The sequence below is a fragment of the Acetivibrio cellulolyticus CD2 genome (assembly GCF_000179595.2).
In the GTDB taxonomy this organism is placed as follows: domain Bacteria; phylum Bacillota; class Clostridia; order Acetivibrionales; family Acetivibrionaceae; genus Acetivibrio; species Acetivibrio cellulolyticus.
Genome location: NZ_JH556653.1, coordinates 1,780,174 through 1,794,668 on the forward strand (window position 1 = coordinate 1,780,174; position 14,495 = coordinate 1,794,668).

Annotated in this window: 10 protein-coding genes; 1 reads left to right on the top strand and 9 read right to left on the bottom strand. The window is 36.1% G+C overall.

Features of this window, described 5'->3' with window-relative positions; all coding sequences use genetic code 11:
• Nucleotides 1–63: 63 nt before the first annotated feature.
• The 3 genes from bglS to ACECE_RS0209915 all read right to left on the bottom strand — a co-directional run bounded on the left by bglS (nucleotide 64) and on the right by ACECE_RS0209915 (nucleotide 3,838).
• Nucleotides 64–1,083 carry a beta-glucanase gene (gene bglS / locus ACECE_RS0209905; protein ID WP_010681051.1) on the bottom strand — a complete coding sequence of 340 codons (1,020 nt, stop codon included), beginning with the start codon at nucleotides 1,081–1,083 and terminating at the stop codon, nucleotides 64–66.
• 509 nt (nucleotides 1,084–1,592) lie between these two features.
• On the bottom strand, nucleotides 1,593–1,829 hold the full coding sequence (locus tag ACECE_RS0209910) for a hypothetical protein (RefSeq protein ID WP_026073779.1): 237 nt from the start codon (nucleotides 1,827–1,829) through the stop codon (nucleotides 1,593–1,595).
• 731 nt (nucleotides 1,830–2,560) lie between these two features.
• On the bottom strand, nucleotides 2,561–3,838 hold the full coding sequence (locus ACECE_RS0209915) for an aminotransferase class I/II-fold pyridoxal phosphate-dependent enzyme (protein WP_010681053.1): 1,278 nt from the start codon (nucleotides 3,836–3,838) through the stop codon (nucleotides 2,561–2,563).
• Nucleotides 3,839–4,045: 207 nt separating this feature from the next.
• Here ACECE_RS0209915 and ACECE_RS29280 point away from each other — a divergent pair, with 207 nt between their 5' ends.
• Entirely contained in the window at nucleotides 4,046–4,822 is a 777-nt protein-coding gene (locus ACECE_RS29280; protein ID WP_010681054.1) for a copper amine oxidase N-terminal domain-containing protein, read from the top strand.
• 194 nt (nucleotides 4,823–5,016) lie between these two features.
• Here the strand turns inward: ACECE_RS29280 and dut are convergent, their stop codons facing one another.
• The 6 genes from dut to ACECE_RS0209950 all read right to left on the bottom strand — a co-directional run bounded on the left by dut (nucleotide 5,017) and on the right by ACECE_RS0209950 (nucleotide 14,495).
• Nucleotides 5,017–5,514 carry a dUTP diphosphatase gene (gene dut / locus ACECE_RS0209925; RefSeq protein ID WP_026073780.1) on the bottom strand — a complete coding sequence of 166 codons (498 nt, stop codon included), beginning with the start codon at nucleotides 5,512–5,514 and terminating at the stop codon, nucleotides 5,017–5,019.
• A gap of 84 nt (nucleotides 5,515–5,598) precedes the next feature.
• Nucleotides 5,599–8,118, bottom strand: coding sequence for a DUF3656 domain-containing U32 family peptidase (locus ACECE_RS0209930; protein ID WP_010681056.1), 2,520 nt, complete (start codon nucleotides 8,116–8,118; stop codon nucleotides 5,599–5,601).
• Nucleotides 8,119–8,128: 10 nt separating this feature from the next.
• Nucleotides 8,129–9,007: an alkaline phosphatase family protein gene (locus tag ACECE_RS0209935; RefSeq protein WP_026073781.1), complete on the bottom strand. Its 879-nt coding sequence runs from the start codon at nucleotides 9,005–9,007 to the stop codon at nucleotides 8,129–8,131.
• Between the two features lie 188 nt (nucleotides 9,008–9,195).
• Nucleotides 9,196–9,606 (bottom strand): cell division protein ZapA, encoded by a 411-nt coding sequence (locus ACECE_RS0209940; RefSeq protein WP_026073782.1) that lies wholly within the window; start codon nucleotides 9,604–9,606, stop codon nucleotides 9,196–9,198.
• 338 nt (nucleotides 9,607–9,944) lie between these two features.
• Nucleotides 9,945–12,101, bottom strand: a complete 2,157-nt coding sequence (locus ACECE_RS0209945) for a glycoside hydrolase family 48 protein (protein WP_010681059.1) — start codon at nucleotides 12,099–12,101, stop codon at nucleotides 9,945–9,947.
• Between the two features lie 909 nt (nucleotides 12,102–13,010).
• Nucleotides 13,011–14,495: an anti-sigma-I factor RsgI family protein gene (locus ACECE_RS0209950; RefSeq protein ID WP_010681060.1), complete on the bottom strand. Its 1,485-nt coding sequence runs from the start codon at nucleotides 14,493–14,495 to the stop codon at nucleotides 13,011–13,013.

Here is a 14,495-nt window from a genome sequence, read left to right on the forward strand (position 1 = left end):
TGTTAGCTAAACTTGCATTATGTAATGTTAATGTGTATATTATTTTCGTCAAGATACTCATCTTTACCCTACGGGGAATTTGTTTATAGAGCCAAGCAAATACTTGCCCATATATCCAAAATCTATAGAATTTACGCTTCCGTCTCCATTTAAATCAGCAGCTTTTAAGCCGTTTTCAACAGGAAATTCCCTTATATAGCCCAACAGATACAATCTTAAGTAACCAAAGTCAATTGAGTTAAAACTTCCATCTCCGTTCAAGTCACCAACAAGTAGAAACGTTTGGGTAGACGTAGGTGTATTTATAAATGTGGAAGTTGGGGTTGGATTAGTAGTGTAAGGAGCACCGTCAAAATAATATTTAACATACTCATACTCAGCTGTCAACGGTGTTTTGCCATCAAAAGCTCCTAACCATCCATCTACTCCTATTCCCGGCCATAAATTCATCATAATTTTGCTTGCAGATTGAGGTATATTTCTTGTACCTGTATATACTTTTACACCGTCTACATAGTAGCTTATATAGGTTTGTCTCCACTCAAATCCATATGTATGAAAGGCTTGGGAAGCATCAAATCCAAGGTCGTAAAAGTACTCATTGTTACCTGTACCATTCTTAAACCAGTTGAACTGTACCTTTGTTGTATCTTTTCCAAGAAATTCTATATCAATTTCATCCCAGGGATTGCCATCTGATGGTCCGGTATAAGTAAAAAACGAAGAGACAACACCTATATTTTTTGTTGCTTTCATTTTTACTTCATAGTAACCAAAGCCGAAAAATGAGGTTGTACGATATTCACCACTTTTGTAAGTATATGAAGAGCCATTGTCCTTGTCAAGGTTAAGAACCACTTTGCCATTGGAGAATGTTACCTGGGTTGGATTCCATACACAATTGAATGGAGAACCATTTGACCAACTTGGTGATTCCCATAAACTAGAGTCATAATTTGAAAAGTTCGCTTCAAAGTCTGGAGTTACTAAATTAGCAGCCGATGCTTGAAAAAAAGCTAGCACAACCAAAAGTGTTGAAACAAGAAATGCTGAACACATTTTGGTCAAACATTTTTTTAACATTAATCTTTCCCCCTTTGAGGAATGTAATATAAGATTTATAGTTAAACTTTATCAATTGGCAAATGAAATGAGTCTTGAAAAATTAAAATTTTAATCAAAATAGTTTTTAATCCGACATATTCCATTCTTTGTCAAGAATATAGATTCATCAATTGCAATCTCCTTTTAAAACTTTATTGCAATTGCTCAGGTCAGATACAGGTCTTATATTAGGCATAATATCCATAATATATTATTCTTTATATATTTATTATACCACGAGTATCACTTTAAATAAAGAAACAATATCATAGCACATGCTCATACGCTAATAAAACTAAGCCTAGGTTGAAACAATTGTATCCAATTGGAGCTATGGATATTTATTTTTTATGTAATACTATATAAATAAATTGGCAAACTAAAAACATAAGAAGGCCAAATGTGGAACTTTAAATTGCAAAAAACATTCCACGTTAGTCAATCTTATGTTCGATATGCAAATATAATATTATGCTATTCTTACTTCGTTATTGAGTAGTTTCTACATACCATTTGTCATCTTCCGAATATAAATACATCTGTTTACCTTTAATCCTGCAAGTATACCTTACACCTTTGCTCCCTGCTTTTAACGAATCGTTTTTCCTTACATCAATAACTCTATCAATACTGGACATACGTCCATCATCCCACCTTATACCCAGAGGTACTTTCCCTCCTTCAGTAGTAAATTGTATAAGTACATCTACAAAAAGCTTACCCATAAAAGAAAACCTCCTATCTGAAATATGAAACCGAAATTTGTTCTCTTCTTCTGGATTTAAATCTAAATCTTTCATTTTAGCATTATCCCCTTTGAACCAAGTAGTGCCTAAATCTTTATCATATAATCCTAAACCCCTGCCTCTTATTCGCATCCCTAAATAATGGCAGCATGACGAGTAAAATCTGCGATCTTAACACTTAGAGACCCTAATCACTTTTATAATTACTCTATAAGCCTTATCGGCAAATTAAGAATATAAATAAGTATTATTTATTAAGTTGCCCTTAAAGATCGGAGTTAAAGTATAAAGGTTTAAGTTTGGGTTAAATTTTCATTCTACTAGTAAACTTGGTTAAATTTTCATTCTACTTATTTTAATTATTCAAAAGGCACCTTCGATATATCGAACATGTGTTCGATATATACATTATATGACAAACTAGTTCCATTGTAAAGTATCATTTTTTATTTCCTAATGATATTTACCGAATGTTCTCTGATGTAATAAAATTAATTATTAAAAGCAGTGAACTGTTAGAATTTCGGGCTTTTAGCCTCTATAAAGAGAATATGGATAAAAATGTGGATAGTAAAATGGGTTGACTAATAATAGGTGGCTACCGTTGAATAAGTCAGGGATAAATTCCACATAAAACCTATTTGTTCAAAATATCCAGGTGTAAAACGGCAATTAATATTTTATTCCTTAACTTTCACTTACCACGATAATTACGATATTTTTATAAATTTTCTCCTATGCCCTATAATTCCAAGGTCTCTTCCTACGTCCTCTAAAGAATTCAAAGTGCAATCGAGATGTTCTTTTGAAAGAGAAGACATCATGCTGATCCTAATCCTGGAAAGTTTTTTAGGAACCGCCGGATACAAGACAGGATTAACATAAATGTTCCTTTCGTGAAGCTTTCTGCACATTTCCCCCACCCTTAGCTCATCTCCGATTATTATCGGGAAAATTGCAGCTTCTGAATGACCAAGATAGAATTTCAGACTTTGAAGGCCTTTTCTGAAATATCTTATATTCTCCCAGAGTTTTTTCCTATGCTCAGGCTCATTTTCAACAACATCAATTGCTGCTATAGTAGATGCAGCAGCCTGTGGAGTAATAGCTGCCGAAAACATATAAGTCCTCGAATAGAAATTCAATAATTCAACTAGCTCTTTATTCGAAGCAATAAATCCGCCCTCTCCGCCTAAAGATTTTGAAAATGTTCCTGAAATTATATCTACTTTTCCTTCCATATTAAAGTGTTCCGGTGTGCCTCTGCCATTCTTTCCAATCACACCTGTTGCATGTGCCTCATCCAGCATAACATATGCACCATAGTACTTTGCAATTTCAATTATTTTATTCAAAGGAGCTATATCACCATCCATTGAATAAACTCCATCTACTACAATAAGTTTGGTCCTATATCTGCCTTTTACTCTTTTTAAGACATTTTCAAGGTATTTTACGTCATTATGCTTGAAGTACTTTATATTTGTATTTTTACACCCATCAATAACACTCGCATGAACCAACATATCAGTTATTACCACATCTTCTTCTTGCATCAGAGCCATCAACGCCCCTACATTTGAGGCAAACCCTGATGGGAAAATAATGGCATCCTCACAGCGTAAAAATCTCGCAACCCTTTTTTCAAGCTCAACATGAATATCCAAAGTTCCACCAAGAAGCGGAACACTCCCTGCACCGGTTCCATACTTCTGGAGGGCTTCCATTCCTGCCTTAACTACTTTCGGATGTCTTGTAAGATTCAGATAATCATTCGATGATAGATAAATCATTTCCCTGATTTCCCCTGTATAGCTGTCAACAACCTTTCTTACAGGTCCTGACCCCTCAAGGGCAACCCGTTTAAATTGCTTGGGTCCCACACTTTTTAAGTCTGTTGCAAATTGATAAAATTTTTGAGCTCTTCCCATAATATCAACACTTGGTATATTCAAAAAATCAGCCAGACTTACGTTTGAAGAATCCATTCGTTACCCTCCAAGGTGCTTCCAAAGCATATAAGAAAACACTCCTATATAAAATAGTACTATATTACCATAAAAATACCTTAAAAAAACTTAAATTCATTCCGAATAATTATAACGAGAAGAAAACTTAATAATTATATTAAATATATATAAGTTTTTTTCCGCTTTTATTACTTTACCAATATAATATTGAAGGAGGCTTTTTTAATGAAAAGGTTTTTGTGTTGTTGCATTTCAGTACTTTTGGTTGTTGTATCCAGTTCCTTTGCAGTTTTTGCTAAAGGTAATGAAATCGGCAAGGGTAGACCCGAGGGAAGACCTGACGTAAATGTTGAACAAGAAGCCGACGAATCAGCCGACACTAATGATGTTGTACAAACTACAGATGTCCAGGACGAAGATAAACAGGTTAAAGATCATAAAAAATTACATAAAAAAGGACCCGTTGTAAATGATGAAATGAAAAAGATTATAGCAGAAAAAAGGAAAAATAACGATCATTCAGTTCCAGTGTTTGTTAAAAACAAAGAAGTAAAATTTGATGTTCCTCCTGTAATCAAAGGCGGCAGAACACTTATCCCTGTCAGAGCTATTACCAATGCTCTTGGAGCAGATGTTGCATGGTATGCCGAAACTAAAACCGTTACAGTAACTAAAGCTGTTTATGATTCTGTTTACGGAGAGATTACTACTGTTATTACTATTAATCTGGATTGTGACATTGTATTGGTAAACGGTAAAGAAGTTAAAATTGATGTACCTGCTCAAATGGTAAGCAATAGGACTATGGTACCTTTAAGATTTATAGCAGAAACCTTTGACCAGAACATTGGATACGATTCTGAAACAGGTGCAGTAGTAATAGATGAAGAAAGTGACAATGATGAAGACGCTGATGCTGAAAATGCTGATGAGTCTGATACTGAAGATGCGAAAACTGCCGATACGGGTGATAAGGTCGTCGTAGGCGAAAATAACGAGTAGCAAAGCTTTTACCTTTACTGTCTTTATGATTTCATAAGACAGTGCAAAATAAATATATTCCCCAATGATAGAGAGTGTGTATCTGTTGATATACACTCTCTATCATTTCAGGAATTTGACGGGCAATGTCACAAAACCGAGCAGGACATAATGCCCTTCCAGATCTTTCATCAACACTTCCCATTAATAAAACCTTATCTTACTCCAGTGGAGCCAAAACCACCTCCACGGTTGGTACCGATACTTTTAACCGAATCTACCACTGTAAACCTCATTTTGGGTACAACCTGCAATACTATCTGAGCTATTCTGTCACCTTTTCTTATCCTGTATGTACCTTTGCTGTTCCCCTTCGAATCAATACCATATATATTGTCATTAAAAGCACTCTCTGAAGTATTTGTCATTATTATCCCAAGTTCATCCCTGTATCCGCTGTCAATGGTACCCGGAGAATTTGAAAGCCTCAGCGGAGTCTTATATGAAATCCCACTCCTTGGTCTAACCTGTACTTCATAACCATCAGGAATTGCCAATTTGAGCCCGGTTGGTATAATTACTGTTTCCCCTGGCGCTATAGAAACCTCTTCTGCTGCACACACATCCATACCTGCATCACCTTCTCTAGCATATGCCGGTATAACAGCACCTTCTCTGCACACTTCCAAAAAAACCTCAACATTTTCTGCCATCAAGACACCTCCAAAATGTAAACCAAGGAATGCTGAAAATATAACTTCGGCTATTCCCAAGCTATTTTTCATTTTATTAAAATTTTATACTCCTCTAAAATAATGGCCTTTGGTAAACCCATGTTTCTTTATTCTCTCAACTAATCCTCTATAGGGGTTTAACGCTTCATTTCCCAAGTCTGCCAAAGCTCTGTGCATATTAACAATCTCGGTCATCTCATCAGAAGTTTCATCAGTGAAATTAAGCCGGATCATATCCACGCCTGCTTTCTTTATTTTATCAATACCTTCTTCCAAAAGTAAAACATTGGTATTAAAAATTGTGCTTCTGCAATCAATCCTATCACACACGACCGGAAATTGTGCACCCATTCTATCTTTCAAATAATACTCACTCTTCTGGCATGCACCACTACACTTTGTCTTTGAGTCAAATCCACCGGCTATACTGCCTACAGGGCAATACTCACTTGTCATTAGAGGTATTCTTCCGTAAACTACTACCTCTTTTGCAATTTCAGGAATATCGGCAAGATTCTTTATCTGGCTCAGTGTCAATTCCAGAGACAAGGTAATGCCATTTAAGCCTAATTCAGCTAATTGCTTTATGGAAGAACTATTAAAACAGTTTAAAGAGTAATCTCCTACAATATTAAATTGGGACATATATTTTTCCTGCCCCAGGAGCCCCATATTTCCCACCAGTAAACCATCTATTCCTGCATCCAGCATTTCATCCAGCTCTGATTTGATCAGATTATCATAATTTCCCCTTGTTATTGAAGGTATGTAAATGTAAACTTCCATGCCCTTACCTTTTAAATTCGGAACTATTTCTCTCCCTTTTTGAGTTAACAGTGCTCCAAAAGGCAAGTAAATTCTATCAACCCCAAGGTTCCAATAATTTATTTTATCATTGAATTTATATATGCATGCCGAAATTGACAATTTCCTATCTTTATTTCGACTATTTCCCGGGAAATACATCAGACTTTTTTGTTTTTCATCAAAATCATCCGACAATTTTCTGGAGTATGGTGTAATCCTTTTTGTCTCAAGCTGTTCTAAAGCACTTCGCCTGATATTATTAATCTCACTTATGGGCATGGACAGGTTTTCGTCCAGCACAATCTCCACATCTGTAAATTCAAAGGGCGTCTGTCCGGTCTTATTGAGCTGTTCCAATATTCTTTCTTTTGTAAGCGGCCTATTTACAGCTTCTTCAGGTATAACCGTGCCATTTACGGTAATATAATTTCCCATCATATCTTTGACTGTTAAAACTGCAAGTTCATTTTTCTTAACATAAAGAGTTCCATTTATAGGAACCTTTCTGTAAAACTTTCCGGAAATAGTCTCAAGTGCATCACTATTAAGCCTTTTGTCCGAGGTCTTGTATACCTTGTTATCCTTTGATATATTTCCCTTAACGCTTCTTATTGATACCATTTCTCCGGCTTTTGCATTCTCAACCCTTCTGCCATTTACCTCAAGCCCGGTTACTACAGTGCCAGGGCTTTGCTCCTCTCCATTCCAGACTTCTATTCCATCGCCCATTGATATATCAGTTTTAAGCACCAACTTCAAAGCCATTGAAGCCCTGTCATAAGAAATAATATTTCCCAAATATATACCCCAGTTTTTTGGCTTTTCATAGCTCATCATGCTGCTGCCGGTTTTACCCTCAAGATATCCTTTTGAAAAACCTCCCCGATTGAACACCTGGGTCAGTTCCTTTATATCCTTATCTTCCACGGAATATTGCCTGCCTGACTTTTTATGCTCTGAAATAAGCCTGTCCAGATATTTTCTATATGTCCTTGAAACAATCCCAACATACTCCGGGCCTTTCATTCTTCCTTCAATCTTTAACGATTTAACTCCGGCTTCAACAAGTCTGTCTAGTATTTGAATACTGCACAAATCCTTAGGGCTCATAATATATGAGCCTTTATATCCAATATTTTTAACCTTACCTGATTCTTTTTCCACAAGTTCAAAAGGCAGTCTGCAAGGTTGTGCACACTTTCCCCTGTTGCCGCTCCTTCCGCCAATTATGCTGCTCATAAGGCACTGGCCTGAATACGATATACACAAAGCTCCATGTACAAAAACCTCTATTTCAGCCGAGGTATTTTGGGTAATATCCCTTATTTCTTCCAAAGAAAGTTCCCTTGCCAGTACAACACGTTCAAAGCCAATTCGTTCAAGTATTTTAACTCCATCTATGTTGTAAATTGTCATTTGAGTGCTGGCATGCAACGGAAGGTCTGGAAAAAGACTTCTAACAAGCCTTACAAAGCCTAAATCCTGCACAATTAATCCATCAACACCTGCAAGGTATGCTTCCTTCAAAAACAGCACACCTTCTGATAGTTCCTCATCAGACATAAGCGTATTCATGGTAAGGTATACACTTACGCCCCTGACATGAGCGTATCTTATCGCTTCTCTCAGCCTCTCACCATCAAAGTTTGAAGCAAATTGCCTTGCATTAAATAACTTCCCTCCAAGGTAAACTGCATCAGCTCCATTTTCTACCGCTGCTAAAAATGCCTCCCAATCTCCCGAAGGCGCTAAAAGCTCTACTCTATCTAAACTCATATTTTATCTCCTATATTGACGTTTCAAAAATCTTTAATACTGCCGGCATCACATCTACCAACGTTTCAACTTTTACTGAAGCAATTCTATCTGCTCTACCTAGTATCACCGTTGGAACCTTATTAAATGTATGCGTTTTTACTGTAATATCCTCAATATTACCATGATCACTGGTAATAAAAATAACATCTTCATCCAGATTGACAAATCTTATTAAAGCCCCCAAAAAGGTGTCAAGAAGCTCAATCTCCAAAACCGCCTCTTCCATATCCATTTTATGCCCTATGATATCTGTCATGAAATGTTCAAACATGGTAAAATCATATTCCCTGCTTATATTAAAAAGTCTTTGAGCTGCTTTCTCAGGTGAAATGGTGTTTTCAACATAGCCCCCTTCCACCAGAATTTTACTGGTTATGTCATGGTACACGCCTTTCCCCAATTTATATTCTTCCACCGTTCTACAGTTTAAACCACTGGCAAGTGTCATAACTGTAGTTACTGATGGCCTGAATTTCCTTTCTTTAGGATCAAGCATCTTATTAAGGTATTCAGCTCTATATGCATTGGCATTTGTGACCTTTAAGCCCCTTCTTAGAAGCTCCATAAATAAATTATTTTTATTTATAAGCCTCTTCAAGGAAACTGTAGGCTGTCCATGCAGATGCCTTCCTAAAATCTCAGGCGCATTAATCCCTGTAAAAATGCTAGTCTGCCCTGTTGCACTCTGGGGAAGCCCCGGTATGCCTAGGCATGCATCAGTAGCCATCACCTTTCCGACTTTTAAAATATAATCCAGTGCAGGTGTATTTGCTCTGTAAATCGGATTTTTATCGCTATCTGCCTCTCCCATGCCGAATCCATCTATAAATATAAATATCATCTTCAACCTTATCACCCTCAACATTTATTTTTCTCAGGTAACATCATTCACTTTTCACTTGACCTTTAAAAAGGTTGGTTTGACAATCTTTATCTTAATATACACTGAGCAGCCTTTCTATATCTTGCATAATAATATATTAACATAAAAAAAGCGCATAAGGCGCTTATTAATAATTTACAACTATTAGCTTATTAAAGCCGGGCATTTGTAATCTTATCCAACGAATTCCTTACCTCACTCAGCTCTGCTTCTCTTTTAGCAAGCTCTAACTGAAAGTTTGTGTTTTTATTGCTAACAATTGCATTTTCATTGGTCAACCTTCGGTTTTCTTCCTTTAATCTTTCAATCTCCTCATTTGCAGCTTTGAGATCCTTGTTCAAGTTAATTACATTCTCATAAGCCTTGAAGTAATCATCTGCAACATTAATTGCAGAAAGAACAGAAGCCATAGAAGTGCTGAGCTTGTTGTTAATCCGCATTATCTCATTCATTTTTTTGTCAATATACAGAGCAACCTTCTGCATATATTCCTCAGACTCGACACCCACCAAAGTGTAGTCTTTTCCGCCAATTCTGACCTCCACCTTGTTTCTCTCCGCCACAAGTATCAGCTCCTTCAAAATTCACTCCTATTTTATAGGCACAGACACATTTTTTTATATTATACTATATTTCGTCATAAAATCATATAATTTTATCATAATACTAATACTTTTATACAAAATTTTTTCAATAATTTCTCTTTTATTATTAGTATGCCCAGATTTATTATTTCAGACAATATTTATAAGTATTTATTTATGATACTTTCCAATTAAAAATAATATTATTCTATAAATTTTTGAGTGTTTTGCTATATTTATATAAAAAGCAGGAGTTCAAGTTAAATACTTAAACTCCTGCCGTAATTACAAATAACTTAATTTTATTATTATAAAGTTTAATTTTGTGAGAGTAATTTCTTTCTCATATAACCAAAGTCGATTGAGTTGAAAGCACCATCATCATTAAGATCAGCATTATCTAAAGCTTGACCTGTGAAAGCTGGTGACTTTCCAAGTAAACACAATCTCATTTTACCAAAGTCGATTGAATTAGCAGCTCCGTCAAGATCTACGTCACCCTTCAATCCAGTAGGGGTAGGACTGTCGTAACCAAACATTGCAGCTACACCTAAAGCGACTGAGTAGTCAACTTCATGCCAGAATCTGTGGAGAGTAAATTTATAGAAAGTGCTCTCATCATTAGGATCCTGAGCCTTAATTCCTTCATACCATGGATCCTGTTTGTATTTTGAACGAATGTCTATGAACTTAATGCCTGACTTAATTACATCACCATTAGGCATCTTTCCAGTCCAACCTGATGGAATGTATACTGTCTGTGTAAATATACGGCTGAGTGAACCATTTGTTTCTTCATGGCCAACACCTTTATCATCACGGCAAGTATCCCAAACCACATTCAACATTGAAAGCGCCTTATCTGCTGCTTTCTTACCTAATGCAGTATCACCGTTCCACTTCTGAGTAGCTTGATCATAGAACAAGAATGCATTTGCAGTTGAACCTGTAACACCTATATCATTACCATAATTCAATATCTCAACATTGAGGTTTGTGTTATTTGATCTTGTTCCTGTCCATTTATCAGGTTGACCTGACCATTTCAATGTTGAAGGTACTTGCCATGTATCTCCTGATACTTTACATTCAGGCTCAGCCCATGCTATCCACTTGTCACAAAGTGCTTTAGCCATTTCATTTCCTGTTTCGTAATAAACTTCACACATACGTTGCATTGACCAAGCTTGCATACCGAACCATTGATTACTTGGTGGATCCTCATAAACAGGAGCTTCAGTATAAATCATATCGTAGAATGTTGACGATCCAGCTGGATAAGTCTTATATTGTCCACGTAATGAATTTGTAACACCACCTGCTATAGCACCTTGATTTGATTGTAGGTATGTATAAAGTTCCAACTGTCTCTGATAACTTGATGCCCAGTCTTTAGCACCATTTGTTGATTTTGGTTTGAAATCTGATACATTAGCCAAAGCGTATGCTGCCAAAGGAGCTTGATAACCCCAGTGAGAATGGCTACATCCTATCTTCCATGACCAGTCACCCTTTGCACCGCCACCCCAAGCATAGTACCAAGCCATGAGGTAGTGACATGAACTATATCCTGATCCAGGAGTCTTGCCTTGTGCTCCGATTTTCATGAAGTATTTGTCAAACATTGAATATCTTAAGTAGTCACCCAATTTAGCAGCTTTTGCATTAAGAGTGCTTAAGCTAGTACCTTGTTTATCTGCCCATTTATCTGCCCAGTACTGTACCTGTATTAAACGTCCGTCAGCATCAGATGCGATAGTGAACGCCCACTTTGGAACTGTACTTCCTCCAATAAAGAGGTCTGCATATCCCTGTGTTCCACCATATGTAAAGTTCTCAATTGATGGATGAGGCACTGTTTCGAAACATGATTCTTGTGGTCCTCTTTGATAAGTGTTTATAAATGTACAATTTTGACCAGTTCCGCCGTAACCATACCAGTTATCAGCGTCTACCAACCAGTGCATACCATACATTGCATAAGTATTATACGCTGAAACAAGTTCCTGATGTATAGGGTCTGATCCAACAGCTGTGTTATCTGTCATAGCTGGATAGTTGTCTGGAAGATCATACTCATTAGCAAAACCTCCAGGTGCTGATGGTTTATATTTATCCATACCTGTCTGAGTTGTTTCTGATGGAATAAAGTATTTATCTACTACTCTCCATGCTTCAGTCAATCCATCCCATTTACCATTGAGGTTACCGTTCATAGCTTCAAGCCAAGCATAGTAACTTGCAGCTTCAGATGTTGATTCATGACCGTAGTCAGGAGCTTCAACACACATTGTTTCAACAGAGTGGTAAGGTATACCCTCTGAATCAAAGTATCCATTTGATGAATCATGTATGTCCTCATACATCGCATTAAATCTGTCTTTGTAACTTTCAGTAGCTGCACTAACTGAAGCAGCTGGCATAGATGCCGTTAATAATGAAAAAACCAATAAAAATATAGCCGTTTTTTTCATGTTATAAATATCCTCCCTTCAGAAATTGAACACTAATTAATAAACCCGGATAAAGCCTTGTAACCTTAACAGTCTTAAAGGCGCACGGTGCACCGGTTAATAGCCGGTTTCTTACATTCTGCCATCTCCATTAAGCGAATTGAAGTGTAAACTATTGCTAGTTTATAAAACTATCTTCACCTCCTAGGATAAAATAACTTGCTAAAAAACTTTAAATCTATAGAGCTAAGCTAACGGGTTAACTTAACCAAAACACAACTTAATTGTGTTTGTATCACAATGGGTAATAGTAGGAAGTTACATCAGATACAGCAAAGAATGGGTAAGATGTTTGTGAAATGAATTTCTAAAGATATACTATAAGCAACATATAAAACAAAATGCTTTAAATTAAATCCTCATAACCCCATAATCAAATACAACAACTATTACAAACAAAATCAATTTTTTTTATTTTACTATAGCACCTCCAAAAGAAAATTTTATCATAAAAATTATATTCAAGTCCAGACTAAGTAAAGCCTGTATACGCTAACAATATTAGTAATAAATATGTATAGTTTTCTTACTATATAAAATTAATTCGTAAGTATTATTAACTTTTGGGGGGCTAAAAAGCTAAAAAACGAAAAAATTTTCAAGCTTTTATCCAATATGCAACAAATATATGTGTTAATATAGTCTATAAGCACGAGAAATAAATACCATTGTCTATTTATATTACTATAATAGCACTTACTTTTCAATTTTTCAAGATAATATTTTAAAGACTTGTTCCAATATTTTTTCTCTTACCAAATAAGTACATTATCTTAATAAATTTATCACCTTATATCACGGCAGAAATTCCGCCGCGATATAAGTATTAATGATTCAATCTCCAATACGTTTTAAATAACAGTGAACATATCATTTAGGCTCAATTCCCCATACAAGCTTATCGGAAATAAACGCAGTCATCTTATTCCAATCACAAAATGTCTTGGCTTCGGGGTTAAACGAATAATCATCATTCTGGCTAAATTTGCTCCAATCTTCTCGTGTTATCACCCCAAAAACCCATGCTGTTTCGCCTGATAAAATACTTCCTTTATCAAATGTTACTTCAAGGTATCTATTTGCATTATCCATTCCTGCAAGCTTATAAACATTGCCATGGACATCAGACTTTTCATCCCCCAAGCTATAGAAGTAAGCTCCAAAGTTTATAGTTTTATCGGTTTCTTCTTTAAAATAGTATCTTACTTTAACATCTCTCAGATCAATTGTCTCATGACCTGTATTCTCAATTACAAAATCCCAACGAATCCCTTGGGTAGAAGCATTGTGATCATCACTGTAATGTTTGATTTTTAGACTTTTTGTGTTGCCACCCTTTATGCTTTGAACGGGCACAGTGTTTGAAGGTGTTGAGGTCGGCAATGCTTGAGGTATAAATGTCTTTTCCACGCCAGATTTAGCTGTCTTTCCCGGTAACGCAGGTTTGGTTGATAACAGTGCTGCTGGCGTAACCCCAGACTTTGGTGTCGCTGCTGGTAAGAATGTTTGTTTATTGATCAAAGTCGATCGTGTATCCTCAGGCAGCATTGTATTTCGCGGTTCTGCCGTAATAATTGGAGTTTTTGACTCTTCACTTTCCATATCAATTTCTTTAATTAAATCTGAAACTTTCATAGCGTTTAATTCATCTATCGATATATCTATTCCCTGTTCCCTGGCTTTAAGAAGCAGGCAGTATTTTCCCATTGAGACATCATACTTTTGAGCCGTCTTTCTTTCAAAAGAGGTCCCTCGAAGCATTATGCCGGTAATATTACTATCATACCCGTATATCTCTTTCCCGATTTCATCCAATAATCTATCCAGTTTTGACTTATTAGTATCCGAATCAGTATTATCCCTCTTTGCATTATTTAACGCAGCAGAGATCAGCACGTCAGTTTTTTCACCTGTCTTGATATAGCCATAATTCTTTGACTGTTTAATAATTTCTATTAAAGCGCTGTCGATTGTCTTGTTCTTAACTTCAAGACCTTCAATCAGCTTTGCTGCATCATCATTAAGAGCAATTGCCTTCAACACTACATAATTCTTATCAATGCAAAACTCCAAACTTGGATTAATGTCAACAGTCACATACCCAAATACAGCAGTGCTCACAGGCGCAAAGCGGAAGAACGTAAAAAGCAAAACAAATACAGCAGCTATGCTTGCAGCAATGGAAACATATTTATAAATGTTCTTTACTGGCCTGTAAATATCTTTTTCGTCAAATGCTATCTGCTGGCCTAAAAACATATCTTCGCGTCTGTTTAGCATTATAAAATTGCTATTGCGGGTTAAAATAATTGCCTTATCATTCTTTATTTCATATATAACTCCAAGATTATTCAT

Coding starts and splice junctions, on each gene's coding strand:
- bglS (WP_010681051.1), bottom strand. CDS start 1,083: ATGTTAAAAAAATGTTTGACCAAAATGTGTTCAGCATTTCTTGTTTCA.
- ACECE_RS0209910 (WP_026073779.1), bottom strand. CDS start 1,829: ATGGGTAAGCTTTTTGTAGATGTACTTATACAATTTACTACTGAAGGA.
- ACECE_RS0209915 (WP_010681053.1), bottom strand. CDS start 3,838: ATGGATTCTTCAAACGTAAGTCTGGCTGATTTTTTGAATATACCAAGT.
- ACECE_RS29280 (WP_010681054.1), top strand. CDS start 4,046: ATGAAAAGGTTTTTGTGTTGTTGCATTTCAGTACTTTTGGTTGTTGTA.
- dut (WP_026073780.1), bottom strand. CDS start 5,514: ATGGCAGAAAATGTTGAGGTTTTTTTGGAAGTGTGCAGAGAAGGTGCT.
- ACECE_RS0209930 (WP_010681056.1), bottom strand. CDS start 8,118: ATGAGTTTAGATAGAGTAGAGCTTTTAGCGCCTTCGGGAGATTGGGAG.
- ACECE_RS0209945 (WP_010681059.1), bottom strand. CDS start 12,101: ATGAAAAAAACGGCTATATTTTTATTGGTTTTTTCATTATTAACGGCA.
- ACECE_RS0209950 (WP_010681060.1), bottom strand. CDS start 14,495: ATGAATAATCTTGGAGTTATATATGAAATAAAGAATGATAAGGCAATT.